Below are 23,877 nucleotides of genomic sequence, written 5' to 3'. Positions count from 1 at the left end.
CCGCGCAGCGCCTTGTGGAGCGCGGAAATCAGGTTGTAGTGCCCGTCGCGGTCCTTGTCGTAGACCGCCACCCGCCGCATCAGGAATTTCGCGAGCTCCTCCGGCCCAAGCGGCGCGGGGAGCGAGACATCGAACAGCGTCTCGGCCTGCCCGAGCAGAAACCGCCCGTCGCCATCCGCCGAAGCAATCAGCGCCTCGCGCGCAGGCGGGGTGAGAGGGAGCCTCAGGCCCGTCAGCTCCTCCGCTCGGGCCAGCAGCGATCCCAGTGCCTCGGCATCCAGCCGGTGCAGGATCAGCACTTGCGCCCGGCTCAGCAGCGCGGCGTTCAGCGCAAAGCTGGGGTTTTCGGTCGTCGCGCCGACCAGCGTGACGGTGCCCTTCTCCACGTAAGGGAGGAACCCGTCCTGCTGCGCGCGGTTGAAGCGGTGGATCTCGTCCACGAAGAGCAGCGTCTTGCGCCCGATCTGGGCCATGGCCTCGGCCTCGGCAAAGGCTTTCTTGAGGTCCGCCACGCCTGAAAACACCGCGCTGATCGCCACGTAGCGCAGCCCCACTGCATCGGCGAGCAGCCGCGCGATCGTGGTCTTGCCCGTCCCCGGCGGCCCCCACAGCACGATCGAGGAAAGCTTCCCCGCCGCGACCATCCGCCCGATCGCGCCGTCTGGCCCGGTCAGATGATCCTGCCCGACGACTTCGCGCAAGGTAGCCGGACGCAGCCGCTCGGCCAGCGGCGCATCGTGGCCGGCGCTCTCGCGCGGCGTTTCGGCAGGGGCAGGGGCGAAGAGGTCGGACATCGGGGTCCGGCGATACCAACGCCGGCCTTGCCCGTCACCCTGCACGTTGCGTGGCAAGGATGAAAGCGGGACCCCGGGGCAAGCCCGGGGTGACGACTATAGGAATCCGCCCCCAGCCTTCGTGACCCCGGACTTGATCCGGGGTCCCGCTTTTCTGGAGCGCGGCAAAAAATCTCGATCCAGCCCTTGCCAAGAGCGTTAAAAGATATATCTTAGAGCCATCATGAAGCATCAAGGATATGCAATGCGACTCTACAGACACGGCCATGGACCCACTCACGGACAGGGCTTCAAACATCACATCGCCATGAAAATGATGGCGCGCGGCTTCGGCGGAGGTTGGGGCCATCGCGGTGGCTGGGGCGGCGGCTTCGGCGGTGAGGACTGGGACGACGAAGGCCCCGGCCCGCGCGGCCGCCACGGTCGTCACGGCGGGGGACGCTTCGGGGGAAGGGGCCGCATGTTCGGCCCCGGCGAACTGCGCCTCCTCCTCCTGCTCCTCCTCGATGAGCAGGACCGCCACGGCTACGAACTGATCAAGGCGATCGAGGAACTCGCCGCCGGCGCCTATGCGCCCAGCCCCGGCGTGGTCTACCCCACGTTGCAGTTGCTGGTCGACGAAGGCATGATCACCGAGGTTCCGGGCGAGGGCGCCCGCAAGGCCTTCACCATGACCGAGGCCGGCCGCGCCGAACTCGCGCCCCGCATCGAGGAAGCCAGGGCCGTCGTCCAGCGCCTCGGCGATTTCGGCAAGGCTCGGCAGGAAGCCGAAGGCCGCAGCGGCAGCCCGCCCTTGCGCCGCGCCGTCGCCAACCTCATGCTCGCGCTGCGCCACCGGGCAGGCGGTGGGCTCGATGAGACCACCGCGCACCAGATCGCCGATATCCTCGACGAGGCCGCGCGCAAAATTGAACGTCTGGGAGCCCCGCAATGAGCGCCGCCGCCACCGCCCATGTCGCCACCGCCCACGCCAGCAAGTACCTCCAGCAGGTCTGCAAGCACTGGGAACACAACCTTGCCGTTACTTTCGATGCGGCGAAAGGCACCGTCACCTTCCCCCGCGATGCGCGCGGCGCTGCGTGGGCGGGGGATGCCGTGGTGACGTTCACCGCGCACCCCGAAGCGCTCGAATGCCGGATCGATGCCAGCGAGCCCGGCCAGCGTGACGGCCTCAAGGGCGCGGTCGAACGCCACATCGATCGCTTCGCCTTCCGCGAGACATTGATGTGGGAATGGTCCGATCTGGATGGCTGATTGCCAGCGCTCCCTCTCCGGCGTAAGCTCCGCGCCGGAGAGGGAGATCATCCATGCCCCTGAACCCAAGACCGAAAACGCCCGTATCCTTCTGGATCATCGCGGTCCTCAGCCTGCTGTGGAACCTGTTCGGCTGCTACGACTACCTGATGTCGAAACTCTCCCCCGCCAGCTACTTCGCCGCCAACGGGATGAACGCCGAAAGCGCCGCCTATATGGCCGCGTTGCCCGCCTGGCTCACCGCGTTCTGGGCGCTCGGCGTCTGGGGCTCGCTGCTGGGCTCGCTCCTGCTGATCGCCCGCTCGAAGCAGGCTGCCCCGGCCTTCGCGCTCTCGCTCGTCGGCCTTGCCGTCAGCCAACTCACGCAGGCCTTCTGGCTCCACCCGCCGCAGGAAGCGCCGGTCGGGCTCGTGCTCACGATCTGGAGCGCGCTCGTCTTTTTCCTGATCTACGCGCGCAGCATGGCCGCTAAGGGCGTGCTGCGCTAGCGCCGCTTCAGCGCGGCCTTCTGGCGGATCAGCCGGAGATAGGTATCAGCCACGGCCTGGTTGATCGCGTCCCAGCTGAAATCGAGGCTGCGCTTCTCGCCCGCGGCGCCATGGCGCGCGCGCAGGTCTGCGTTCTCGACATAGGCCCGCAGGCTTTCCGCAAACTGGTTGAGCGCCCCCGGCGCGATCAGGCGGCCCGAAACGCCATCCGAAACGAGGCTCTGGCTCCCCGTCGCCGCCGCCGCCACCACCGGCACGCCGCAGGCCATCGCCTCCAGCGTCACGTTGCCGAAAGTCTCGGTGACCGAAGGGTTGAACAGCACGTCCATCGCCGCCACCGCGCGGCCGAGATCCTTGCCGCCCTGAAATCCGGTGAACACCGCACCCGGCAGCCGCGCCTCGAACCAGGCGCGCGCGGGGCCTTCGCCCACCACCATCACCCGGTGGCGCGTGCCGTCCGCCGCGCTGCGCCGCGCCAGCTCGTCGATCGTGTCCGAAAACACGTCGAGCCCCTTTTCCATCACCAGCCGGCCGAGGAAGCCGATCACCACCTCGTCGTCGGCAATGCCAAGGCCGCGCCGCCATTCGAGGTCGCGCCGCCCCGGGTTGAAAATCGTCCGGTCCACCCCGCGCGACCACAGCGAGATGTCATAATTCATCCGCTCCTCGCGCAGCACTTGCGCCATCGATTCCGATGGGGCGACCAGCGCATCGCAGCGGCGGTAGAACCGGCGCAGCAGCGCGGTCAGGATCGGCTCCAGCCATGCCATGTTGTAATAGCGCGGATAAGTGTCGAAGCGGGTGTGGACGCTCGCCAGAACCGGCAGCGAGCGCGCCCGCGCCCAGCTCACCGCGCGGTGCGCCGCCGGATCGGGCGAGGAGACGTGCACCACATTGGGCGCAAACGCCTTGAGATCGGCGCGCGCCTTGCGGCCCAGCGCAAACGGAATGCGATACTCCGCGCGCCCGGGCACGGGAATCGAGGGCAGCCCGATCAGCTTGCCCATCGATGGAAAGGCAGGGTTGCGCACCTTGGGCGCAAAGACGTGGACTTGTGCGCCCTGCCGCTGGAGATAGCCCACCAGCCGGTTCAGCGCCTGGTTCGCGCCGTCGCGCACATAGTTGTAATTGCCGCTCAGCAGCGCCACGCGCAGCCCCTTCAGCGGGGCCTCCGCCGGGGGAGTGTCTTGCGCTGGTGCTGCGTTGGCGGTCTCGGCGATGCGGTCCATCCGCGCGCCCATAGTGTCTTTTACCCGTATAAGAAAGGCGCACCGGTCACCTGCGGGCGCGGACGCGCGCAAGTGACCGGTGCGAGCAGGGAAATCGCGAGGGTGGGGGGACGGCTGGACCCCGGAGGCAATGGAAGCTTACCAGCCGCGCCAACCTCGACGATGCTCCCAGCGTTCGTGTTCGCGCCAGCGCCGCCACTGTTCATAGCGCGGATCATAGCCCCGCCACGCCGGATAGCCGCGATAGACGGGATAGACGGGATAGGCGCGGTAGACCGGGTAGGGCGGATAGTATCCGCCATAAAAGCGCGGCCGGTTGTCATAGCGCACATAGATGTCCGAGTTGCGGTCCGAAGCGATCGCCGCGCCCACCGCAAGGCCGAGCACGCCCGCGCCGATCGCCAGCGCGGCATCGTCGCCGCGTCGGCCGTGTGCCTCGGCCGGCACCGCCATCGCCATGCTGCCCGCAGCAAGCGCGGCAGCGACAAGTCCTGGTTTCCAAAGCTTCATGGCTCTTCTCCTCGGCGAGGCCGGTCCCGGGCCTGCGCCACTGCTTCAAAAAGGAGCGGTCCGGCCCTGAACCGTTTCTGAAGCGGCGCGCCCGATGCGGCGCGCCGCCCCGAACCTGCGGTCAGTTGCCGCGATAGTCGTCCCGCTCAGTTTCCGGATCGCGATAGCCGCGCCGGTCGTAATACCCGTCGTTGCCCTGCGGATAGCCGTCGCGGCTGTAGCCGGGCTGCCCGCCCTGATAGCGCTGGTCATAGGGATCGCCGTTATAGGCGCCCTGCCAGGTCGGCTGGCCCCGCCACTGGCCCTGATACTGGCCCTGATAGCGGCGGTCATAATGGTCGCGGTCGCGGTTGCGGTTGCGGTTCGCTGCCGAAACGATGATCGCGCCGAGCGCGAGGCCGATGATCCCGCCGGCAATCGCCGCGCCGGTGCTGTCGCCGCCGCGGTGGTGGCGCCCGCCGCCGTACCTGCCGCCGTAGTAGGGATCCGCCATCGCCGGCGTGGCACTGGCCAGCGCCGTCGCGGCAAGGGTCACGGCAAGCACGGCCTTTTTCGCAAACTTGATCATCGCACATCTCCAGCGGCCCGCCGTGGATCGGACCCCCCGATCTCGATTCGCTGCCGTTGAGGATGGGTTTACGATTCGCTGCCTGAACGGTGCCGGCATGTGGTTTGCAGGCGATGTTCAGGTTTCAGGGTCTTTTGATGAACGCGGAGCCGGTGCTTGTTGCCAAGCTCAGATTCGAAGGATCAGCTGCTCGCTGTCGGCGTCTGCAGGCACAAAGCTCTCGATCCGCAGCTGATCGAGCGCCAGTTCGCCCGGTGAGGCGAGGAGCGAGAGCACCGAAATGATCGCCAGCTTCTCACCCCCGATGCGGTAGCGCTCGATCAACACGGGAGGCGGCGGCGTGCCCGGCGGCGGCTTGATCCGGGCCGCAGGATAGGCCTCGATGCGCCGCAATACCGGCATGAGTGACGGCGAATGCGCTGCTTCGATCCGCAGCCGCCGCAGGGTCTCCGGAATCACCTCTTGCGGGTTCTCCATGAAGCCGACCAGCCCGCGGGGATGAAACACCAGATCGTAGATGTTGGGTCCGCCATCCGGAGCCGTCACCGTCCAGATGTCCTCATCCGGCGAAGCAAGCCTCAACAGCCCCCTGAGCGACGCATTTGTTCCAAGTTGCGAGCCGTCCGGGCGGAAGGCATAGGCTGGCCAAGGTGAGAACCGCTCCATCAACGCTGCCACCAGCGCAATATCGGGCGGATTGACTGCCGGTTCGCTCGCCATTGGGGCAATCGTCTGGAGCAGCTCCCTGTGCTCCCATGCCTTCAGCGCCAGTGCCTCTGCCAGTTTGGCAAGACTCCCTTGGCCAGGCTGCGCGCGTCCGGTCTCGAGGAAGCTGACATGTCGCTGCGAAAGCCCCGCCCGGAACGCAAGCGCTTCCTGTGACCAGCCACGGGCACGACGCAGACGGGCAAGGGTCGAACCGAATGTCATCGCGATGCTGATTATGATGTCGAGATAATTGAGTCCATTACCTTTCCGGCTGATCCTGTCCAGCAGGAGGAAACGACATGATAGAGCAATGGCAACACTGGATTTCGGCGTTTGATGCAGCGGTCGAGAGCGATGATTGGGAGAGCTTGCGACCGCTCCTCGCCGATGACGTTACCTACACGGTCTCTGGCGCTCCCTTCCCCTGTCACTTGAGCGGGGCAGACTCGGTGCTCGCAGGGTTCCGCAAGTCGATCACCAATTTTGATCGGCATTTCGACCAGCGCTGGTGGTTTGGCGTGGGGGTCCGTCAATTCGCGCCCGATGTGATTACCGGCCGCGCCATGGGTGTTTATCGCCTCGCCGAAAAGCCGCTTCTGCACTTTTCCGCGCAGAGCCAGTGGCGTTTCCAGGACGGAAAGGTGGCGGCGATGAACGACATCTATGATCTGGCGGAAAGCGACTCCCAGGCGGCGCTCGCCTGGCTCGCCGAACACGGACCGACCCTCGATCCGAGCTACTGTTAGGGTATCGCCCGAAGCGGCTACCTACCCAACCACTCGACAAAAAAGGGCGGCCCGCAAAGGCCGCCCTCTCTATCTCAACCAGAAACCAAGCCTCAGGCCGCTTCCTTCTTCCGCCCGGCCTTCTTGCGCTCGTGCGGATCGAGCAGCGCCTTGCGCAGGCGGATCGACTTCGGCGTCACTTCGACCATTTCATCGTCGTCGATATAGGCGATGGCCTGTTCCAGCGTCATGATCTTCGGCGGGGTCAGGCGGATCGCGTCGTCCTTGCCGGTCGAACGGAAGTTCGTCAGCTGCTTCGACTTCATCGGGTTGACCTCAAGGTCTTCCGGCTTCGCGTTCTCGCCGATGATCATGCCTTCATAAAGCGGCGTGCCCACGCCCACGAACAGGATGCCGCGCTCTTCGAGCGGCCCGAGCGCGTAGGCCACGGCCTCGCCCGTGCCGTTGGAGATCAGCACGCCGTTCTTCCGCCCCTCGATGCGGCCCTTGTAGGGGCCATACTTCTCGAACAGGCGGTTCATGATGCCGGTGCCGCGCGTGTCCGAAAGGAACTCGCCGTGATACCCGATGAGGCCGCGCGAGGGGGCGGAGAAGGTGATGCGCGTCTTGCCGCCACCCGAGGGGCGCATGTCGGTCATCTCGCCCTTGCGGGTCGCCATCTTCTCGACGACGGTGCCGGCGAACTCGTCGTCGACGTCTATCACCACCGTCTCGTAAGGCTCGGTGCGCCCGCCGGTCTCGTCCTCGCCAAACAGCACGCGCGGGCGGCTGATGCCGAGCTCGAAGCCCTCGCGGCGCATCGTCTCGATCAGCACGCCGAGCTGCAATTCGCCGCGGCCCGCAACCTCGAAGCTGTCCTTGTCGGCGCTCTCGGTCACGCGGATCGCCACGTTCGATTCGGCCTCGCGCTCCAGCCGGTCGCGGATCATGCGGCTGGTCACCTTGGTGCCCTCGCGGCCCGCCATCGGCGAATCGTTCACCGCAAAACGCATCGACAGCGTCGGCGGATCGATCGGCTGCGCGTAGAGCGGCTCGGTCACGCTGGGATCGGCGATGGTGTTCGCCACCGTCGCGGTGGTGAGGCCGGCGATCGAGATGATGTCGCCCGCCTTGGCTTCGTCCACCGGCACGCGTTCAAGGCCGCGGAACGCCATCAGCTTGGAGGCGCGGCCCGTCTCGATCACCTTGCCGTCGCGGTCGAGCGCGTGGATCGGCGAGTTGACCTTGATCGTGCCCGACTGGACCTTGCCGGTCAGGATGCGGCCAAGGAAGTTGTCGCGGTCGAGCAAGGTCACGAGGAACTTGAACTGCCCGTCGACGTCCGCTGCCGGCGGCGGCACATGGTCGACGATCTTCTGGAACAGCGGGTTCAGCGTGCCTTCGCGCGCGTCCTGGTCCTCGCTGGCATAGCCGTTGCGGCCCGAGGCATAGAGCACCGGGAATTCCAGCTGCTCGTCATTGGCATCGAGGCTGACGAAGAGATCGAACACTTCGTCGAGCACTTCCTGCGGACGGCCGTCCGGGCGGTCGATCTTGTTGACGACGACGATGGGCTTGAGGCCCAGCGCCAGCGCCTTGCCGGTCACGAACTTGGTCTGCGGCATCGCGCCTTCCGAGCTGTCGACCAGCAGGATCACGCCGTCGACCATGGAGAGGATGCGCTCCACCTCGCCGCCGAAGTCGGCGTGGCCGGGCGTGTCGACGATGTTGATGTGCGTGCCGTTCCATTCGACCGAGGTGCACTTGGCCAGAATGGTGATCCCGCGCTCCTTTTCGAGGTCGTTCGAATCCATCGCGCGCTCTTCCACGCGCTGGTTGTCGCGGAACGTGCCGGACTGGCGGAACAGCTGGTCCACCAGCGTGGTCTTGCCGTGGTCGACGTGCGCGATGATCGCGATATTGCGCAAGGCATTGGACATGGAAACGCTTTCGATTGGTATCTCGGATGCGGCGCGCGCAGCAGGCAAGGCGCCGTGCCCGGCCTTGCGGGCCGGGGCTTCGGCGCGCGCATACCTGCAATTGTGCGCTGCGGCAAGGGAGCGCAGCGGGCAAAGCGCGACCAATCCGGCAGCAAGGCTTGCCGGGGCCGCTGTTTCGTGGCTCAAGTGCCGCACCGCCGCCACGGCGCAAGGACCACCGCGATGAACTGGATGCTGCTGCCCTATCGCCGCTACTTCGAGTTCACCGGCCGCTCGCGCCGCCGCGAATACTGGATGTTCGTGCTGCTTTTCGTGCTGGTGATGGTGGTGCTGAACCTGCTGTTCGGCACCAATGAGGTCACCCGCACGCCCAATGGCTTCGGCTATGGCAGCCGCCTGACCGGGGCGGGGGAGGCGATTGCCCGCCTGTTCGTGCTAGCAAGCTTTATCCCCGCGCTCGCCGTTTCGGTCCGCCGCCTGCACGATCAGGACCGATCGGGCTGGATGCTCCTGCTCGGCCTTATCCCCTTGTTCGGCGGCTTTGCACTGTTCGTCCTGATGTGCCTCGAAGGGACTCGCGGGCCCAACCAGCACGGCCCCGATCCCAAGAACCCGAGCAACATCGACGTTTTCAGTTAGGACAAGAGGACATCACCTTGGAATCGTCGGCCCGGACTTGATCCGGGCCTAGGCTTTTCTTTTCTCACGCCACGCTGGAAGAAAAGCCCAACCCCGTGTCAAGCACGGGGTGACGAGGAGGTGGCCGGTCACAAAGCCCGCAGCGCCTCCGCCGGCCTTGTCCGCAGCACCGAGAGCGAGCCCGTCACCGCCAGCACCAGCACCAGCGCCACACCGCCGCCCAGCACCGCGAATACGCGGCCCCAATCGGGCGCCCAGTCGAACTCGAACAATTCCACGATCACGAGCCACGCCGTCCCGCCGCCCAGCGCCAGCGCCACCAGCGCCAGCACCGCGCTCAGCAGCGCATATTCCGCGGCGAGCAGGGCCAGGAGCTGCCCCCGGCTTGCCCCCAGCACGCGCAGGATCACGCTGTCATACTGGCGCGCCGCCCGCGCCGCCGCGATCGCGCCCGCCAGCACGGCCAGCCCCGCCAGCACCGCCACGCTTGCCGCGGCAAAGATCGCGGTGCCGACTTGCCCCAAGAGGTTGCGCGCCTGCCCGAGCACCGGCCCCACCTCGATCACCGAGCTTTCCGGTAGCGCCTTCACCAGCCCCGATAGGATCGCGCGGCGCACCGCCTGCCGCTTTTCGGGCGCGGCGAGGGTGATCGTCGCGGCATAAGTGTGCGGTGCGTCCTCCAGCGCATTGGGGCTGAACACCAGCGCATAGTTGAAACCGAACGAGGACCAGTCGATCCGCCGCAGCGAAGCCACCCGCGCCTGCCGCTCGGTGCCGAGCAGACTGATGCGCACCATATCGCCCACTTTCAGGCCGATCGCCTTGGCCTGATCCGCGTCGACCGAAACCAGCGGCTCACCCTTGTAGTCCTTCGGCCACCAGCGTCCCTCGGTCAGCACATTGCCCTGCGGAATGTCTACGGAATACGTGAGCCCGCGGTCGCCGCGCAGCAGCCAGGTTTCATCGGGGATCGCCTTCAGCGTCGCCACTTCGGTCATCGCCCCTTCGGGCCCATAGGCGATCACCGCACCGCGCATCGAGGGCACCATGCGCACGCCTGCGCGCGGCGCTGTCTTTGCCACCAGCGCCTTGAACGTCTCGGTCCCCGCGCCCTTGGGCACATCGAGCACGAAGTAATCCGGCGCCCGCTCGGGCACGCGTTTGGCGATATTGGCGTCGATGCTCGATTGCACCGCCGCCAGCATCACGAAGGCCGCGAGTGCAAAGCCCAGTGCCACCACCAGCGCCGATGTCTGCGCCCCCGGCCGGTGCAGGTTGCCCAGCGCCATGCGCAGCAGCGGCCGCTTCGGCCTCGGCAACCGCGCCGCTGCCCACGAAAGCCCGCGCCCGATCAGCGCCAGCAGCGCAAACACCGCCGCCGCCCCGCCGAGAAACCCCGCCGCCAGCCACGGCTGCGGCGATGTCAGCACGGCCAGCGCCGCTATCCCGCTGAGCCCCAAGCCCACTGGCGCCGCCCACAACGGCACTCGCCAGCCGCGCCCCAGCGGCGCCACCCGCGCGCGCAGCAAGGCCATCGCCGGCACCCGCCGCGCATCGAGCAGCGGCGGCGCGGCAAAGGTCAGCGCGATGAGCAGGCCATAGGCTCCCGCCACCGCCAGCGCGCCCGCATCCACGGTGAACCCTGGCGGGATCGGCAGCAGCCCCTCCAGAGCCCGCGCCAGCAGCGGCGTGATCCCCACACCCAGCAGCAGCCCCAGCGCAATCGCCGCGCCGGCCGCCGCCGCGATCTGCAGCAGGTAGATCCGCACGATATCGCCCGCATCCGCACCGAGGATTTTGAGCGTCGCAATGCTAGCCCGCCGCGCCTCGAGGTAGGAGGAAACGCCCCCCGCAATCCCGATTCCGGCAATCCCCAGCGCAGCCAGCGCCACCAGCACCAGAAACTGCCCCATCCGGTCGACAAACCGGTCGAGCCCCGGCGAGGCCTTGTCGCGCGTCTTCACCTGAAAGCCGCTGCTGGCAAACCGCGCCTTGAACGCATCCGCCAGCGCCGCCGGATCGGCCTTCCCCGGAACGCGCAACCGATACTTCCACCGCGCCATCGAGCCGACCTGCACCAGCCCCGAAGCCGCCAGCGCTTCCTCGCTCACGATCACCGTCGGCCCCAGCGCAAAGCCTTCGGAGAGGCGGTCCGGCTCGCCCGCGATCACCCCGCCGATCACGAGGTCTGCCTGCCCGATCTTCAGCCGGTCGCCCGCTTTCACGCCCAGCCGGTCGCTCACGCCGGGATCGATCCACGCGGTCATCCCTTGTGGCGCACCTGCCTTGCGGCCATCTTCGACCGTGAACGCGCCATAAAGCGGCCACCGCGCATCGACCGCCTTCAGCTCTACCGGCACCGCATCGTCGGCGTTCTCCGCGCGCCGGGCCATGGCCTGCAGCCGCACGCCCTGCGAAACCGCGCCCATCCCGCGCATCGCTGCCAGCTCGTCTGCCGCTGCCTCGCGCCCCGCCAAGGTCAGCTCCAGATCGCCGCCAAGCATCGATTGTCCGCGCGCCGCCAGTTCGCGCCCGATCCCGCCCGTCAGCGTCCCGATCGCCGAAAGCGCCGCCGTCCCCAGCACCAGGCACACGATCAAGAGCCGCAGCCCGCGAAACCGCCAGTCCAGCCCCCGCCGCGCCAGCCGCCAGGCCAAGGCCCACCGGCTCACGCCGCGCTGTCCGCGATGATCTTCCCATCCTCCAGCCGCACGATCCGCCCGCAGCGCTTCGCCAGCGTCTCGTCATGCGTCACCATCAGCAGGGTCGCGCCCGCTTCGGCCACTTGCGCAAACAGCAGCTCCGCCACCGCCTCGCCATTGGCGTGATCGAGGTTCCCGGTCGGCTCGTCGGCAAAGACCAGCGCGGGGCGCGGCGCCAGCGCGCGGGCAATCGCCACGCGCTGCTGCTCGCCGCCCGAAAGCTGCGCCGGATAATGCCCCATCCGGTGCGCAAGGCCCACCGCCTCCAGCGCCGCCCTTGCTGCAGGTGCTGCATCGCGCACCCCCGCCAGCTCCATCGGCGTCGCCACGTTTTCCAGCGCGGTCATCGTCGGCAACAGGTGGAACGCCTGCAGCACCACCCCGATCCGCCCGCGCCGCGCCGCGGCCAGCGCATCCTCGGAAAGCCCCATGAAGTCCTGCCCAGCGACGCTTAGGCTGCCGCTTCCTGCACGCTCCAGCCCCGCCAGCACCGCCAGCAGCGAGCTCTTGCCCGAACCCGAAGGCCCCAGCAGCGCCACCGTCTCCCCCGGCGCGACAGCAAGGCTCACCCCGCGCAGCACATCCACCCGCGCCTCGCCTTGTCCAAGGCTCAGCGTCAGATCACGCGCATCGATGACGGTGGCTGGGATCAGGGGGGCAGGGGAGGGCGAGCCGGTGGCGGAACTAGTCACTTGCCGCTATTGCCACGAATGGGTTGCACCTCGCAACCTAGCCCTTGAGGACTCCCGATGCGCCGCCTTGCCCTGCTTCTTCTCGCCGCCCTTGCTGCCTGCTCGAAACCGGCCCCCGCGCCCGAAGCCCTCCAGACAAGCGCGGCGCCCGCCATCCCGGCAGACGCCCCCGTCATCCTCGCCTTCGGAGACAGCCTCTACGCCGGCTACCGCCTCGCCCCGGGCGAGGGCTATCCCCCCCGCCTCGAAGCCGCGCTCAATGCCGCCGGAACGCCCGTCCGCGTCGTCAATGCCGGCGTCTCGGGCGATACCACCGCCGCCGCCCGCGAACGGCTCGCCTTCACGCTCGACAACCAGAAAGTGAAACCCAGCCTCGTCCTCGTCGGCCTCGGCGGCAACGACATGCTGCGCGGGCTTCCCCCCGCCGAGACCCGCGCCAATCTCGATGCCATCCTCACCGAGCTCGACAAGCGCCAGATCCCCGCGATGCTCACCGGCATGCTCGCCGCGCCCAACATGGGGAAGGACTATGTCAGCGCCTTCAATCCCATCTACCCCGCGCTTGCGACCAAGCACAAAGCGCCGCTCGTGCCGTTCTTCCTGCAAGCGGTGATCGGCAACGATGCGTTGATGCTCGATGATCACATCCATCCGAACGCCGAGGGCGTGAACAGGATCGTCGCGGCTACCAAGGATGATGTGGCCAAGGCGCTTAAGGCGGCGACCGCGCGCTAGGGCCCACCCCCAACCCCTCCCGCAAGCGGGAGGGGAGCAACCCGCGCAACAAAAAGCCCCTCCCGCTTGCGGGAGGGGTTTGGGGTGGGCAAGCGGCAAGCGCTACCCCCGCACCACCGCCCCATCCGCCACGCGCCACACCGCGGCATCCGCCCCCAGCGGCTCGAACGGCGCCAGCTCGGTCCCCGTCATCCACACTTGCGCACCCGCCTCGGCCAGCCGCTCATACAAGGCCGCGCGCCGCACCGGATCGAGGTGCGCGGCAATCTCGTCCAGCAGCAGAACCTGCGGCCGCGCCCCCGCCGTCAGCGCGGCATGGGCGAGCACGATCGAGATCAGCATCGCCTTCTGTTCGCCCGTCGAACAATCGGCCGCAGGTGCCTGTTTTGCCGCCAGCGTCACGCCCAGATCATCGCGGTGCGGCCCCGTCAGCGTCCGCCCAGCCGCCCGGTCACGCCGCCGCCCCTCGCGCAGGGCCGCGCGCAAGGCTTCCGCGTCCACCGGCCCGCCCGCCACATAGGCGAGCGCCGGCCGTGCAAACGGCGCTTCGGGCAAGTCCGCCAGCGCCCCCGCCAGCCCCGCAACCAATCCAGCCCGCGCCCGCGCCATCTCCGCACCCGCTTCGGCCAGCCCGGCCTCGATCCCGTCGAGCCACAGCGGATCGGGCTCGCCCGGCCCTTCGAGCAGGCGGTTGCGCTCCCGCAGCGCCGTCTCGTATCGGCTCGCCACCCGCGCGTGGCCCGGCTCCACCGCCAGCACCAGCCGATCCAGAAACCGCCGCCGCGCGCCTGCGCCTTCGGCAAACAGGCGGTCCATCGCGGGCGTCAGCCAGGTGATCGAAAGCCATTCGCCCAGCCGCGCTGCGGGCCCTTCCGCGCCGTTGATCCGCACTGTCCGCCGCCCCGGCGCGCCGGGCGAGGTCGCGGTCGCCAGCGCCACGTCGCCGCCGCCCAGCTCCGCCGCAACCGCAAAGCTGCCATCCCCGCCGCGCCCCGCCATTTCCGCCGGGTTCGCGCGCCGAAGGCCGCGGCCCGGCGAAAGCAGCGAGATCGCCTCCAGCACATTGGTCTTGCCTGCGCCGTTCTCGCCGATCAGCACATTGAAGCGCGCCGTCTCCTCCAGCCGCGTCGCGGCATGGTTGCGAAAATCGCGCAAGGTGAGGCGGGTGAGGGGCATCGCTGCGAGGCGTTAGAGCGTTTCGGGCCAAGGCGCAAAGCGGCCTGATTGACAAGCCCCCACGCTTGCGGAACCTTCAAGCGCCATGCGCTTCCTCCTCCCGCTCGCCCTCGCGCTCGCCCTCAGCGCCAACGGCCCCGCACCAAGGCCTGCCATGAACCCCGTCGTCCACTTCGAGATCCCCGTCACCGACCTCGATCGCGCCGTCCGCTTCTACGAGGCCGTGTTCGAAACGAAGCTCACCCGGCAGGACGTCGATGGCTATGCCATGGCCTTCTTCCCCCGCGTCGACGGCAAGCCAGGCGCCAGCGGCGCGCTTGCAAAGGGCGATGTCTACGTGCCCTCGAAGTCGGGCGCGATCCTCTACTTCGATGTGCCGCGCATCGACCCCGTCCTCAGCCGCGCTACGGCAAACGGCGGCAAGGTTCTGTACCCGAAAAAGGACATCGGCGAGGCCGGCTTCGTCGCCGAGATCGAGGACAGCGAAGGCAACCGCATTGCGCTCAGCGAACCGGCAGGCAATAAATAGGGACAGTCCCTATTTATTGCTCACCCCGCTCCAGCAGCCCATGCTTCTTCAGGCAATGCCGCAGCTGGTCATACGTCAGCCCCAAGGCCTTCGCCGTCTGCCGCTGGTTATAGCGGTTGCGCCCCAGGTGATGCTCCAGAATCGCCCGCTCATGCGCATCGACCGCGCCGCGCAAGTCGCTCACGCCGTCCAGATCGTGCTGAACCGCCGGGGCAGGGGTCTCCGCCGCCGTGTTCCCTGCCGCCTTCACCGCTGGCGCCACCGCCCCTGCTGGCCGCCAAGGGCTTTCAAACGGATCGAACTGGATATGCCCGATCGCCCTGTCCGGATCGTCCCAGCGATAGACCGCGCGCTCCACCACATTGCGCAGCTCGCGCACATTGCCCGGCCAGGCATAATCTTCCATCTGCTTGGCCACATGCGCGGCAAAGCCCGGCCAGCTTGCCCAGCCCAGTTCCGCCGCCATGCGCCGCCCGTAATAGTCCGCCAGAACCGCGATATCCCCCTCGCGCACGCGCAGCGGGGGGAGGGTGATCACCTCGAAGCTCAGCCGGTCGAGCAAGTCCGGGCGAAAGCGACCTTCATCGGCCATCTTCGGCAGGTTCTCGTTGGTCGCCGCCACGATGCGCACATCGACCATGATCGGCTTGTTCGCGCCGATCCGCGCCACCTCGCCATATTCCACCGCGCGCAGCAGCCGCTCCTGCGCGCCCATCGAAAGCGTGCCCAGCTCGTCGAGAAACAGCGTGCCGCCGTTGGCTTCCTCAAACCGCCCCGCGCGGGCCCGCGTCGCGCCGGTAAACGCCCCCGCCTCATGGCCGAACAGTTCAGCCTCGATCAGCGTCTCGGGGAGCGCCGCGCAGTTCATCGTCACCAGCGGTTCCTGCCACCGCGTCGAGAGGCGGTGGAGGCGTTCGGCGATCAGTTCCTTGCCGGTCCCGCGCTCGCCGATCACCAGCACCGGGCGGCGCATCGGCGCGGCGCGGCTGGCGCGCTCCACCGCATCGAGGAAGGCGCTCGATTGGCCAATGAACTGGACTTCGCGATCCATGGAATGCCCCGCATCGTATCCCGTCCCAAGGGATAGCAGAATTTCCCAAGCCTAGGCAAGAATCCCCACATAGGCCAAAATGCTGATCCGCCAAAACCGCCCAATTCCGCCACTTTCGCCATTTGGCACGCCTCCTGCAAAGCATGGCTCAACCCCCACACAGGGGAACAACAGGAGACTTCCGATGTACACTGCCCGCTTCTTCTCGACCCAGCTCGGCCGCGCGGCGCTGATCAGCATCGCAGCGATGATGGCGCTCAACCTCTCCGTCGCCACCCGCCCGGTTTCGGCCGCCGCGCCCCAGATCACCGCTTCCAGCGCCGCGATCACAGGTGAGCTCGCCTGATGGGCGCCGATACGCCCGTCAGACCTGCCGGGCGCTCGCAATCCCGTTTCGAAATCGAGCTCGGTGCGCTACGCCGTCCCGAAGCCGAAACGTCCGCCTCTTTTGCCACCGGAGCCAACCTGATGGGCATCTTCTCCCGCACCCGCGATATCATCGCCGCCAACTTCAACGACCTGCTCGACAAGGCGGATGACCCGGCCAAGATGATCCGCATGATCATCATGGAGATGGAGGAAACCCTCGTCGAAGTGCGCGCCTCGGCTGCCCGCACCATCGCCGATCAGAAGGAGATGGCCCGCCATGTGGCCAAGCTCGATCGGCTCCAGGCCGATTGGGCGGACAAGGCCCAGCTCGCGCTCTCCAAGGGTCGAGAGGATCTCGCCCGCGCCGCGCTCGTCGAAAAGAACAAGGCCGCCGACATGGGCGCCCAGCTCGCCGGCGAGATCAAGGTGCTCGACGATTCGATGCGCGCCTACGAGGCGGACATCGAAAAGCTGCAGACGCGCCTGCGCGAAGCCCGCAGCCGCCAGACCGCGATCGCCGCCCGCCTTGAAAGCGCCGAGAACCGCGTCCGCCTGCGCACGCTGATGACCAGCGAGCGCGTCGACGAGGCGCTCGCACGCTTCGACCAGCTCGAACGCCGCGTTGATTATGCCGAAGGCCGCGCCGATGCATTGAGCCTCGCCGATGGCCAGCCTGCGAACCTCGCGGATGAGATCGCCGCGCTCGCGGGGCAGGACAAGGTCGATGAAGAGCTCGAGGCGATGAAGCGCGCGCTTGGCCAAGCCGACAAGAAGGAGGGCTGAGCCATGGAGGACATCGTCATTCCGCTGTCAGCCATTTTCGCGCTTTTCGTGGGGCTGCCCTGGGTCGTGCTGCACTACATCACCAAGTGGAAGACCGCCGCGACGCTCACCTCGGGGGACGAGGCGCTGCTCGAGGAGCTCTACCAGCTCGCCCGCCGCCTTGATGAACGCATGGACACCGTCGAACGCCTCGTCGCTGCCGACAATCCCGAATTCCGCCCGGCGCGCGTGGTGCCGGATCTTGAAAGCGACAACCAGAAATTGCGCGAGCTGGACCGTCTGGTCGCGCAGCAGAGGGGGACTTCCAAATGAGCAACCAGCCCCAGCACACCCGCTTCTACCGTGACAAGGTCAATGGCAAGTTCATGGGCGTCTGCGCCGGGATTGCCGATTACACCGGGATCGACGTCCTCTGGGTCCGCGTCGGCTTCGTCGTCCTTGCCTTCTCGATGGGCTGGCCGTTCCTGATCTACTTCGCGCTCGGCTTCCTGGCCGACAAGAAGCCGCCCCGGCTCTATGCCGACCGCGACGAGCAGAAGTTCTGGCAGGGCGTGCGCCAGTCGCCGGCCCGCACCGCCCGCGAAGTGCGCAGCACCTTCCGCGACATTGATCGCCGCCTTGCCGAGGTCGAGCAGTTCTACGTCTCGGGCAATCCGCGTCTCTCCGCAGAGATCGAAAAGCTCCGCTAAGCGCAATTCCAAGGGGGTACTACCAATGGACAACGGCACACTCGCCTTGATGATCCCGGTCCTCGCGCTCCTCATCCCGATCATCGCGATCTGGACCCAGCACCAGCGCAAGCTTGAGGAAATCCGCGCCAAGGCGCTCAGCGAAACCAACGCCCAGGCCGCCGCCCGCGCCGCCACGCTCGAAGAACGGGTCCGCGTGCTCGAAGCCATTGTCACTGACAAGAGCTACGATGTGGCGAGCCAGATCGAAGCGCTCAGGGATGGCGGGCGCACGCCGGTCAGCCTTGAAGACAAGCCACGCGGCAACGCCTGACCATTCGCATCACACCAAGGGGGAACCCATGGCCATCGAAGTCTCACCCGCGCTCATCGCGCTGCCCACCGTCGCACTCACTGTCGGCTGGATCATCAACACCTGGCTGCGTGTCCGCCATGGCTATCCGCTCGAAAACTCGTGGGGCAAGTCGGTCTATCCCAAGACCAGCAGCGAGGAGCTGGAGCGCATCAAGCTGCTCAGCCAGGAAAACGCCCAGCTGCGTGCCGAGCTCGGCTCGGTGAAAGACCGCCTCGCCAATGTCGAGCGCATCGTCACCGACAGCGGCTACCATCTTACTCACGAGATCGAGGCGCTGCGCGCGTCCGATCCGGCCAGGAGCACCAAGCAATGACCGCCGCCGATGCCATTGCCTTCGCCGCGCTGATGATCGGTCTCGTCTCGGTCTTCGGGGTGATCGCCGATGTCTACAAGCGCCGCCTCGCCTTCAAGGAGCGCAAGCTCGAACTCGCGGTGAAGGAAAGTTCCGAGCAGGCTGCCAGCTTCGCGGCACAGGCGCAAAAGCTCGAACAGCGGGTCCGCGTGCTCGAACGGATCGCGACCGACCGTGAAGGCCAGCAAGCCGCCGCGCTCGCCCACGAGATCGAAGACCTGCGCACCGCCGCCAACTGAACATTCCCTCCAAGGACCTAACCATGAGCTTCACAAGCGCCATCGTCGCGATCGTCGCGATCATTGCCTGGGCTTACCTTCGTAGCACCCGCGATCAACGCATGGGCCTGCGGTCAGAGCCGCACGACATGCCCGCCGCCAATCCGATGCTCGAACGCGAAGTCATCGAACTCAGGAAGCGCGTCGAAGTGCTCGAACGCATCCTCACCGATGGCCGCGATGCCAGCCGCCTCGCGCAGGATATCGAAGCCCTGCGCGACCATTGAGCCACCCCGAAAGGAGCGCCCCATGCCTTTCACTACCGCCGCCGTGCTTGCCGCCGCCACGCTCGTCGGGCTCGCAATCCTCGCCCGCACCGCGCTCACCGCATGGAACGGCTGGCTCGATCTCCAGCGCCAGCAGCTTGCCCGCCCCGCCGAGGGCACCAGCCACGCGCTCGGCATGATCGACCTCAGCGACATCAAGGAGCGCCTGCGCAAGCTCGAAGCCATCGCGGCGGGCGTGGATCTCTGAAAACGGAACCTCGCCGCAAGGCTGGGTCGGAGGGGTACTTTCTACCTGCTTGCCCCCGCCATCCGATCCGCTATGTCCGCCGCCCATGAGCCACCTCGACGACATCCTTGAAGAGTACGAATTCCTCGACGCGGACGAGCGCTACCGTCTGCTGATCGATCTTGGCCGCAAGCTCGAGGCGATGCCCGAAGCGCTCAAGACCGACGCCACGCTGGTGCGCGGCTGCTCGGCCAGCGTCTGGGTCTATCCGGTCGCCGGAACCGGGGATGCGCTGCATTTCCTCGCAGACAGCAACGCCGCGATCACCAAGGGCATTGTCGCGCTCGTCCTCGCCGCAGTGCAGGACCAGCCCGCGCGCGACGTCGCCGAAACCGATATCGCCGCGCTCCTCGCGCCATTCGACCTCAAGAACCAGCTCTCCAGCAACCGCACCCAAGGCGTTCCCAACATGATCGCCCTGGTGCGCGAACACGCTGCACGCATAGCCGGATGACATGAAACGCCACCTCTGGACCGGGGCGGGCCTCTTCTTCGTCGGGATCGGCGCAGTCGGCGCATTCGTGCCGCTGCTGCCCACCGTTCCGTTCCTGCTGCTCGCGCTGTTCTGCTTCGCGCGCGGCAATCCGGTGTGGGAGCAGCGCCTGCTCGATCATCCGACGTATGGGCCCCTGCTGCTCGACTGGCGCAATCGCCGCGCCATCCCCCGCCGCGCCAAATGGGCCGCGCTGATCGCTATGTTGGTGTCCGTGCTGGTCACAGGTCTCGCCGCCGGCTGGCCCTGGGTGCTGATCCCTCTTGGCGTCACGGCCCTCTCAGGCACCTGGATCTGGACCCGCAACGAGTAACCTCTCCCCCCTCCCGCATGCGGGAGGGGCCGGGGGAGGGCATGTCCCGTCCCAAACGAAGCCTCAGTCCACCGCATCCCGTACCACGGCAATCCCCGCCTCGCGCTGGCGCCGCAGTTCCTGCTTCAGCTTGGCCGGATCGAGCGCGATGATGAAGCCGAAGCTCACCCCGCCTTCCTTGCCGATGGTCGCATGGTGCAGCTTGTGCGCCTGCACCACCCGCTTGAAATAACCCTTGCGCGGCACATACTTGAACCAGCGCTGGTGGACGAGGCCGTCATGGATCAGCGTATAGATGATCCCGTAGATCAGCACGCCCACGCCGATCCACGTCGCCGGCCACCAGGCCTGTTCGCCGGCGATCAGCGGACTGCCCCACATGAACCCGCTGATCGAAATTGCCGCGCCGACCACGGCATAGAGGTCATTGCGCTCGAAGAAATTGTCGTGCGGCTCGTGATGGTCGCGGTGCCAGGCCCAGCCAAAGCCGTGCATCACATACTTGTGGCTGCTCCACGCCACAAACTCCATCGCCCATACGGTGGCGAACACGATCAGGAACTGAATCATGCAGCCGCCTCTACACCACCCGGCGCTGCGTTCCCAGCCATCCTCTCGGGCAAGCGCCATGGGTAACAAAATTGCGCGCCTGCCCCCTGCCGCGACTTGAAAAGCCTCCGCACCGGGTCTAGCGCGCAGGCCATGACCAGCACCCCGCAAACGCTCTACGAAAAGATCTGGGCCGCCCACGTCGTCGAGGATCGCGACGATGGCACCAGCCTTGTCTATATCGACCGCCACCTCGTCCATGAAGTGACGAGCCCGCAGGCGTTCGAGGCGCTGCGGCTTGCGGGCCGCAAGGTGCGCCGCCCCGATCTCACGCTCGCGGTGCCTGATCACAACCTGCCGACCACCGCGCGCCGCGATGCCGCGGGCGCCCGCGTTCCCATCGCCGACCGCGAAAGCCGCGCGCAGCTCGAGGCGCTCGAAGCCAACGCGCCCGCTTTCGGAATCCGCTATATCGGCGATGCCGATGCGGAGCAGGGCATCGTCCACGTCGTCGGGCCGGAGCAGGGCTTCTCGCTCCCCGGCGCGACCATCGTCTGCGGCGACAGCCACACCGCCTGCCACGGCGGCCTCGGCGCGCTCGCCTTCGGCATCGGCACCAGCGAGGTCGAGCATGTCCTCGCCACGCAGACCCTGCTTTTGAAGCGCGCAAAGACGATGGAAGTCCGCGTCGAAGGCACGCTGCTCCCCGGCGTCACCGCCAAGGATGTCGTCCTTCACATCACCGGCGTGCTCGGCGCGGCGGGCGGCACCGGCCACGTGATCGAGTATACTGGCCAAGTCATCCGCGACCTTTCCATCGAAGGCCGCCTCACCGTCTCCAACATGGCAATCGAACACGGCGCCCGCGCCGGCCTTATCGCGCCGGACGACAAGACCTTCGCCTACCTCAAGGGCCGCCCCTACGCGCCCAAGGGCGAAGAGTGGGACAAGGCCGTGGCATGGTGGCGCAGCCTCGCGACCGATTCCGGCGCCAAGTACGACAAGACCGTCGTCATCAACGCCGCCGATATCGCCCCCAGCGTCACCTGGGGCACCAGCCCGGAAGACGTGCTGCCGATCACCGGCGTGGTTCCCGCGCCCGAAAGCTTCGCCGATGCCTCGAAGCAGGCCGCCGCGCGCGCCAGCCTTGATTACATGGGGCTCGAACCCGGCCAGCCGCTCACCTCGGTCGAGATCCAGAACGTGTTCATCGGCAGTTGCACAAACAGCCGCATCGAAGACCTGCGCGCCGCCGCCGCCGTATTGAAGGGCCGCAAGAAGGCGCCGAACGTCACCTGGGCGATCGTCGTCCCCGGCTCGGGTCTCGTGAAGCGTCAGGCCGAGGAAGAAGGCCTCGACCAGATCTTCCTCGAAGCCGGCCTCGAATGGCGCGAACCCGGCTGCTCGGCCTGCCTCGGCATGAATCCGGACAAGGTCCCTGCCGGCGAGCGCTGCGCCAGCACCTCGAACCGCAACTTCGTCGGCCGCCAGGGCCCAGGCGCGCGCACGCATCTCGTCTCGCCCGCCATGGCAGCGGCGGCGGCGGTGACGGGCAGGCTGACGGACGTGCGAGAGCTAGTCTGAAAATAGGGACAGTCCCTATTTTTCAGACTGGCATATCCCGTTGACATATCCCGCCGGAAGCCGCACTTTCCGAGGGATGAACGCACCGTCCCGTCCTACTGCGCGCCCGTCCAACCGGGCAGCCGTCTTCAAGTCGAACCGCAGTCAGGCGGTGCGTATTCCGAAGGAGCTCGCCTTCCCGGACAGCGTCAAGCAGGTCGTCGTGCGCAAGCAAGGCCGCAGCCTTGTGATCACGCCGGTAAGCCAGTTCTGGGATGAATTCTTCGACGGGCCGGGCTCGCCCGATTTTCCGGATCGCGAACAGCCACCGCTGCAGGAGCGCGATTTCTCCTGATGCTGCGCAACATGCTGGACACCAACGTGTGCATCCACTTGCTGCGCGGACGCGGCGGGCCTGTCCGCGCGCGGTTTGCCGAACAGGCGGCGGTCTCTTGCATTTCTGCAGTGACCTATCACGAACTCGTCCACGGCGCCGCCAGAGCCGCAGACCCGCACTACGAACGGACGCGTGTCGACGAGCTTGCCACCGGTCTCGAAGTGCTTGATTTCGATGCCGAAGCAGCCAGTCATTCCGGCGAAATCCACGCTGCGCTGGCGCGGTCCGGCCAGCTTATCGGCGCCTATGACATGCTGATCGCCGGCCATGCCCGCAGTCTCGGGCTCAAGGTCATCACGGCCAATCTGCGCGAGTTTGCCCGCGTCGAAGGACTGCTCTGCGAAGACTGGACCGGATAGCAGTGCCCCCCTTGTGCTTGCGCTAGCCTCGCTATAAGTTGCACATCGCAACCTAAATCCGGATCGGAACCTCCCATGCGCATCGTGATGACCGGCGCCACCGCCGGCTTCGGCCTCTATGCCGCCGAGCGCCTGGCGGGTGCCGGGGCCACGCTCACCATCGGCGCCCGCAATCCCGCCGCGCTGCCGCCCTCACTCGCCAGCCGCGTCACCGCGCTCCCGCTCGATCTCGATGCGCTTGCCAACGTCCGCGCGTTCGCCGCCGCGCTTGGGGAGGGGCCGATCGACGTCCTCGTCCTCAACGCCGGGCTCCAACTCGCCAAGCCCGCACGCTCCGCCGATGGGTTCGAGCGCACCTTCGCGGTCAACCACCTCGCGCACTATCTCCTGCTGCGCCTGCTCGCCCCGCGCCTCGCCGCCGGTGCGCGCGTCATCTTCACCGGCAGCGGCACGCATGATCCGGCGGAGAAGACCCCGGTCACGCCCCCCGTCCACGCCGATGCCGCGCGCCTCGCCCATCCCGAAACCGATCCCACCGCAGAAAAAGGCGTCCGTCAGGCCTGCTTCCGCGCCTACAGCACCTCCAAGCTCGCCAACATCATGACCGCGCGCGAAGCCCCGCGCCGGCTCCCCGGGATCGACGTTCTCGCCTTCGACCCCGGCTATGTCCCCCACACCGGCCTCGGGCGCGACAATGGCCGGATCATCGCCGCGCTTGTCAGCCTGATCCTCCCGCGCCTGATGAAAAGCGACCGCACCAGCACGATCCCGCGCTCGGGCCAGTTCCTCGCCGATCTCGCCATCGATCCGCGCTACGGCGGCGCGCGGGGGGACTACTGGTCGGTCCGCGGCCCTCTGCTGGTGCGCATCGAACCCTCGACTCTGGCGCGCGATGACGCTGCCTGCGCCCGCCTGTGGGATGACAGCGCGCGCCTCGTCGGGCTCTGATCTCGTCCCGCCGTGCCACGTACACGGCTGGTCGATGGCGCCAAATCGGGCCGTTTCAGGCATTTGGACCCATCCCCAACGCCCTGCCGCAGCACCCGCACGGCGCAGCCTTGCCACGCCCCGTCCGAACCGGTCTGTTCATCTGGCAGAAAGCCTGCTCCAGCAGGGAAGAACGT

Annotated in this window: 34 protein-coding genes; 23 read left to right on the top strand and 11 right to left on the bottom strand. The window is 67.3% G+C overall.

The features are described 5' to 3' along the window. Nucleotides 1-794, bottom strand: a 794-nt coding sequence (locus tag K5Q19_RS02645) for an AAA family ATPase (RefSeq protein ID WP_292940873.1), incomplete at its 3' end; no start/stop codon positions are given. A 307-nt stretch (nt 795-1,101) separates the two neighbouring features. On the opposite strand from K5Q19_RS02645, the gene K5Q19_RS02640 reads away from it, so the two are divergent. From K5Q19_RS02640 to K5Q19_RS02630, 3 genes are read left to right on the top strand one after another with little or no spacing between them, the layout of a single operon-like run. Beyond that, nucleotides 1,102-1,728, top strand: coding sequence for a PadR family transcriptional regulator (locus K5Q19_RS02640; protein ID WP_292940870.1), 627 nt, complete (start codon nt 1,102-1,104; stop codon nt 1,726-1,728). Continuing rightward, nucleotides 1,725-2,048 (top strand): DUF2218 domain-containing protein, encoded by a 324-nt coding sequence (locus tag K5Q19_RS02635; RefSeq protein WP_292940867.1) that lies wholly within the window; start codon nt 1,725-1,727, stop codon nt 2,046-2,048. The genes K5Q19_RS02640 and K5Q19_RS02635 overlap by 4 nt, the downstream gene beginning before the upstream one ends. A gap of 53 nt (nt 2,049-2,101) precedes the next feature. Beyond that, the gene (locus K5Q19_RS02630; protein WP_292940864.1) at nt 2,102-2,536 is read left to right on the top strand and encodes a hypothetical protein; all 435 of its coding nucleotides are present in this window, start codon (nt 2,102-2,104) and stop codon (nt 2,534-2,536) included. Here K5Q19_RS02630 and K5Q19_RS02625 read toward each other — a convergent pair. The 4 genes from K5Q19_RS02625 to K5Q19_RS02610 all read right to left on the bottom strand — a co-directional run bounded on the left by K5Q19_RS02625 (nt 2,533) and on the right by K5Q19_RS02610 (nt 5,773). Beyond that, nucleotides 2,533-3,765, bottom strand: coding sequence for a glycosyltransferase family 1 protein (locus tag K5Q19_RS02625; RefSeq protein ID WP_292940861.1), 1,233 nt, complete (start codon nt 3,763-3,765; stop codon nt 2,533-2,535). The two genes, K5Q19_RS02630 and K5Q19_RS02625, sit on opposite strands and share 4 nt — an antisense overlap. 138 nt (nt 3,766-3,903) lie before the next feature. Further along, on the bottom strand, nt 3,904-4,275 hold the full coding sequence (locus K5Q19_RS02620) for a hypothetical protein (RefSeq protein WP_292940858.1): 372 nt from the start codon (nt 4,273-4,275) through the stop codon (nt 3,904-3,906). A 121-nt stretch (nt 4,276-4,396) separates the two neighbouring features. Next, nucleotides 4,397-4,843, bottom strand: coding sequence for a hypothetical protein (locus tag K5Q19_RS02615; protein WP_292940855.1), 447 nt, complete (start codon nt 4,841-4,843; stop codon nt 4,397-4,399). 168 nt (nt 4,844-5,011) lie between these two features. Next, the gene (locus tag K5Q19_RS02610; RefSeq protein ID WP_292940852.1) at nt 5,012-5,773 is read right to left on the bottom strand and encodes a helix-turn-helix domain-containing protein; all 762 of its coding nucleotides are present in this window, start codon (nt 5,771-5,773) and stop codon (nt 5,012-5,014) included. Between the two features lie 77 nt (nt 5,774-5,850). Between K5Q19_RS02610 and K5Q19_RS02605 the strand changes: the two genes are divergently transcribed. Next, on the top strand, nt 5,851-6,297 hold the full coding sequence (locus K5Q19_RS02605) for a nuclear transport factor 2 family protein (protein ID WP_292940849.1): 447 nt from the start codon (nt 5,851-5,853) through the stop codon (nt 6,295-6,297). Between the two features lie 92 nt (nt 6,298-6,389). Here the strand turns inward: K5Q19_RS02605 and typA are convergent, their stop codons facing one another. Further along, nucleotides 6,390-8,216 carry a translational GTPase TypA gene (typA, locus tag K5Q19_RS02600; RefSeq protein WP_292940846.1) on the bottom strand — a complete coding sequence of 609 codons (1,827 nt, stop codon included), beginning with the start codon at nt 8,214-8,216 and terminating at the stop codon, nt 6,390-6,392. Here typA and K5Q19_RS02595 point away from each other — a divergent pair. Both K5Q19_RS02595 and K5Q19_RS02590 read left to right on the top strand, forming a co-directional pair. Then, nucleotides 8,215-8,442, top strand: a complete 228-nt coding sequence (locus tag K5Q19_RS02595) for a hypothetical protein (RefSeq protein ID WP_292940843.1) — start codon at nt 8,215-8,217, stop codon at nt 8,440-8,442. The genes typA and K5Q19_RS02595 overlap by 2 nt on opposite strands. Next, nucleotides 8,439-8,855, top strand: coding sequence for a DUF805 domain-containing protein (locus tag K5Q19_RS02590; protein ID WP_292940840.1), 417 nt, complete (start codon nt 8,439-8,441; stop codon nt 8,853-8,855). The genes K5Q19_RS02595 and K5Q19_RS02590 overlap by 4 nt, the downstream gene beginning before the upstream one ends. A 128-nt stretch (nt 8,856-8,983) precedes the next feature. On the opposite strand, the gene K5Q19_RS02585 is transcribed toward K5Q19_RS02590, so the two are convergent. Both K5Q19_RS02585 and K5Q19_RS02580 read right to left on the bottom strand, forming a co-directional pair. Next, a complete protein-coding gene (locus K5Q19_RS02585; protein ID WP_292940837.1) occupies nt 8,984-11,527 on the bottom strand; it encodes an FtsX-like permease family protein in 2,544 nt (847 codons plus the stop codon). Beyond that, a complete protein-coding gene (locus tag K5Q19_RS02580; protein WP_292940876.1) occupies nt 11,524-12,207 on the bottom strand; it encodes an ABC transporter ATP-binding protein in 684 nt (227 codons plus the stop codon). Before K5Q19_RS02580 ends, K5Q19_RS02585 begins: the two co-directional genes overlap by 4 nt. 99 nt (nt 12,208-12,306) lie before the next feature. On the opposite strand from K5Q19_RS02580, the gene K5Q19_RS02575 reads away from it, so the two are divergent. Next, nucleotides 12,307-12,984, top strand: coding sequence for an arylesterase (locus K5Q19_RS02575; protein ID WP_292940834.1), 678 nt, complete (start codon nt 12,307-12,309; stop codon nt 12,982-12,984). 102 nt (nt 12,985-13,086) lie between these two features. Here K5Q19_RS02575 and recF read toward each other — a convergent pair whose 3' ends face one another. Then, nucleotides 13,087-14,160, bottom strand: a complete 1,074-nt coding sequence (gene recF / locus K5Q19_RS02570) for a DNA replication/repair protein RecF (protein WP_292940831.1) — start codon at nt 14,158-14,160, stop codon at nt 13,087-13,089. Between the two features lie 85 nt (nt 14,161-14,245). On the opposite strand from recF, the gene K5Q19_RS02565 reads away from it, so the two are divergent. Next, on the top strand, nt 14,246-14,689 hold the full coding sequence (locus tag K5Q19_RS02565; protein WP_292940828.1) for a VOC family protein: 444 nt from the start codon (nt 14,246-14,248) through the stop codon (nt 14,687-14,689). A 13-nt stretch (nt 14,690-14,702) separates the two neighbouring features. Here K5Q19_RS02565 and pspF read toward each other — a convergent pair whose 3' ends face one another. Beyond that, nucleotides 14,703-15,740, bottom strand: coding sequence for a phage shock protein operon transcriptional activator (pspF, locus tag K5Q19_RS02560; protein ID WP_292940825.1), 1,038 nt, complete (start codon nt 15,738-15,740; stop codon nt 14,703-14,705). 184 nt (nt 15,741-15,924) lie between these two features. On the opposite strand from pspF, the gene K5Q19_RS02555 reads away from it, so the two are divergent. The 11 genes from K5Q19_RS02555 to K5Q19_RS02505 all read left to right on the top strand — a co-directional run bounded on the left by K5Q19_RS02555 (nt 15,925) and on the right by K5Q19_RS02505 (nt 19,885). Then, a complete protein-coding gene (locus K5Q19_RS02555) occupies nt 15,925-16,086 on the top strand; it encodes a hypothetical protein (RefSeq protein ID WP_292940822.1) in 162 nt (53 codons plus the stop codon). Further along, nucleotides 16,086-16,892, top strand: a complete 807-nt coding sequence (gene pspA / locus K5Q19_RS02550) for a phage shock protein PspA (RefSeq protein ID WP_292940819.1) — start codon at nt 16,086-16,088, stop codon at nt 16,890-16,892. The genes K5Q19_RS02555 and pspA overlap by 1 nt, the downstream gene beginning before the upstream one ends. A 3-nt stretch (nt 16,893-16,895) precedes the next feature. After that, nucleotides 16,896-17,204 (top strand): envelope stress response membrane protein PspB, encoded by a 309-nt coding sequence (pspB, locus tag K5Q19_RS02545; protein ID WP_292940816.1) that lies wholly within the window; start codon nt 16,896-16,898, stop codon nt 17,202-17,204. Beyond that, nucleotides 17,201-17,581, top strand: a complete 381-nt coding sequence (gene pspC, locus K5Q19_RS02540) for an envelope stress response membrane protein PspC (protein ID WP_292940813.1) — start codon at nt 17,201-17,203, stop codon at nt 17,579-17,581. Before pspB ends, pspC begins: the two co-directional genes overlap by 4 nt. Before the next feature lie 25 nt (nt 17,582-17,606). Beyond that, nucleotides 17,607-17,894: a hypothetical protein gene (locus tag K5Q19_RS02535; RefSeq protein ID WP_292940811.1), complete on the top strand. Its 288-nt coding sequence runs from the start codon at nt 17,607-17,609 to the stop codon at nt 17,892-17,894. A 28-nt stretch (nt 17,895-17,922) separates the two neighbouring features. Continuing rightward, on the top strand, nt 17,923-18,249 hold the full coding sequence (locus K5Q19_RS02530) for a hypothetical protein (RefSeq protein WP_292940808.1): 327 nt from the start codon (nt 17,923-17,925) through the stop codon (nt 18,247-18,249). Then, nucleotides 18,246-18,527, top strand: coding sequence for a hypothetical protein (locus K5Q19_RS02525; RefSeq protein WP_292940805.1), 282 nt, complete (start codon nt 18,246-18,248; stop codon nt 18,525-18,527). The genes K5Q19_RS02530 and K5Q19_RS02525 overlap by 4 nt, the downstream gene beginning before the upstream one ends. 23 nt (nt 18,528-18,550) lie before the next feature. Further along, nucleotides 18,551-18,793, top strand: a complete 243-nt coding sequence (locus K5Q19_RS02520; RefSeq protein WP_292940802.1) for a hypothetical protein — start codon at nt 18,551-18,553, stop codon at nt 18,791-18,793. Between the two features lie 22 nt (nt 18,794-18,815). Continuing rightward, entirely contained in the window at nt 18,816-19,040 is a 225-nt protein-coding gene (locus K5Q19_RS02515; RefSeq protein WP_292940799.1) for a hypothetical protein, read from the top strand. An 85-nt stretch (nt 19,041-19,125) separates the two neighbouring features. Continuing rightward, nucleotides 19,126-19,533, top strand: coding sequence for a SufE family protein (locus K5Q19_RS02510; protein ID WP_292940796.1), 408 nt, complete (start codon nt 19,126-19,128; stop codon nt 19,531-19,533). A 1-nt stretch (nt 19,534) separates the two neighbouring features. Beyond that, nucleotides 19,535-19,885 carry a YbaN family protein gene (locus K5Q19_RS02505; RefSeq protein ID WP_292940793.1) on the top strand — a complete coding sequence of 117 codons (351 nt, stop codon included), beginning with the start codon at nt 19,535-19,537 and terminating at the stop codon, nt 19,883-19,885. A 63-nt stretch (nt 19,886-19,948) separates the two neighbouring features. Here the strand turns inward: K5Q19_RS02505 and K5Q19_RS02500 are convergent, their stop codons facing one another. Beyond that, nucleotides 19,949-20,455 (bottom strand): sterol desaturase family protein, encoded by a 507-nt coding sequence (locus tag K5Q19_RS02500; RefSeq protein WP_292940790.1) that lies wholly within the window; start codon nt 20,453-20,455, stop codon nt 19,949-19,951. Nucleotides 20,456-20,587: 132 nt separating this feature from the next. Between K5Q19_RS02500 and leuC the strand changes: the two genes are divergently transcribed. From leuC to K5Q19_RS02480, 4 genes are all read left to right on the top strand, one after another. Then, nucleotides 20,588-22,018: a 3-isopropylmalate dehydratase large subunit gene (gene leuC, locus K5Q19_RS02495; protein ID WP_292940787.1), complete on the top strand. Its 1,431-nt coding sequence runs from the start codon at nt 20,588-20,590 to the stop codon at nt 22,016-22,018. A gap of 76 nt (nt 22,019-22,094) precedes the next feature. Next, complete coding sequence (vapB, locus tag K5Q19_RS02490) at nt 22,095-22,352, top strand: type II toxin-antitoxin system VapB family antitoxin (RefSeq protein WP_292940784.1); 258 nt, start codon at nt 22,095-22,097, stop codon at nt 22,350-22,352. Continuing rightward, on the top strand, nt 22,352-22,753 hold the full coding sequence (locus tag K5Q19_RS02485; protein ID WP_292940781.1) for a type II toxin-antitoxin system VapC family toxin: 402 nt from the start codon (nt 22,352-22,354) through the stop codon (nt 22,751-22,753). The genes vapB and K5Q19_RS02485 overlap by 1 nt, the downstream gene beginning before the upstream one ends. A gap of 75 nt (nt 22,754-22,828) precedes the next feature. Continuing rightward, complete coding sequence (locus K5Q19_RS02480; RefSeq protein WP_292940778.1) at nt 22,829-23,701, top strand: SDR family NAD(P)-dependent oxidoreductase; 873 nt, start codon at nt 22,829-22,831, stop codon at nt 23,699-23,701. The last annotated feature ends 176 nt before the right edge of the window (nt 23,702-23,877 follow it).

This window comes from Novosphingobium sp., assembly GCF_019748365.1.
Lineage (GTDB): Bacteria > Pseudomonadota > Alphaproteobacteria > Sphingomonadales > Sphingomonadaceae > Novosphingobium.
The sequence above is the reverse complement of the archived record's forward strand: the minus strand, read 5'-3'. Positions and strand labels throughout refer to the sequence as shown.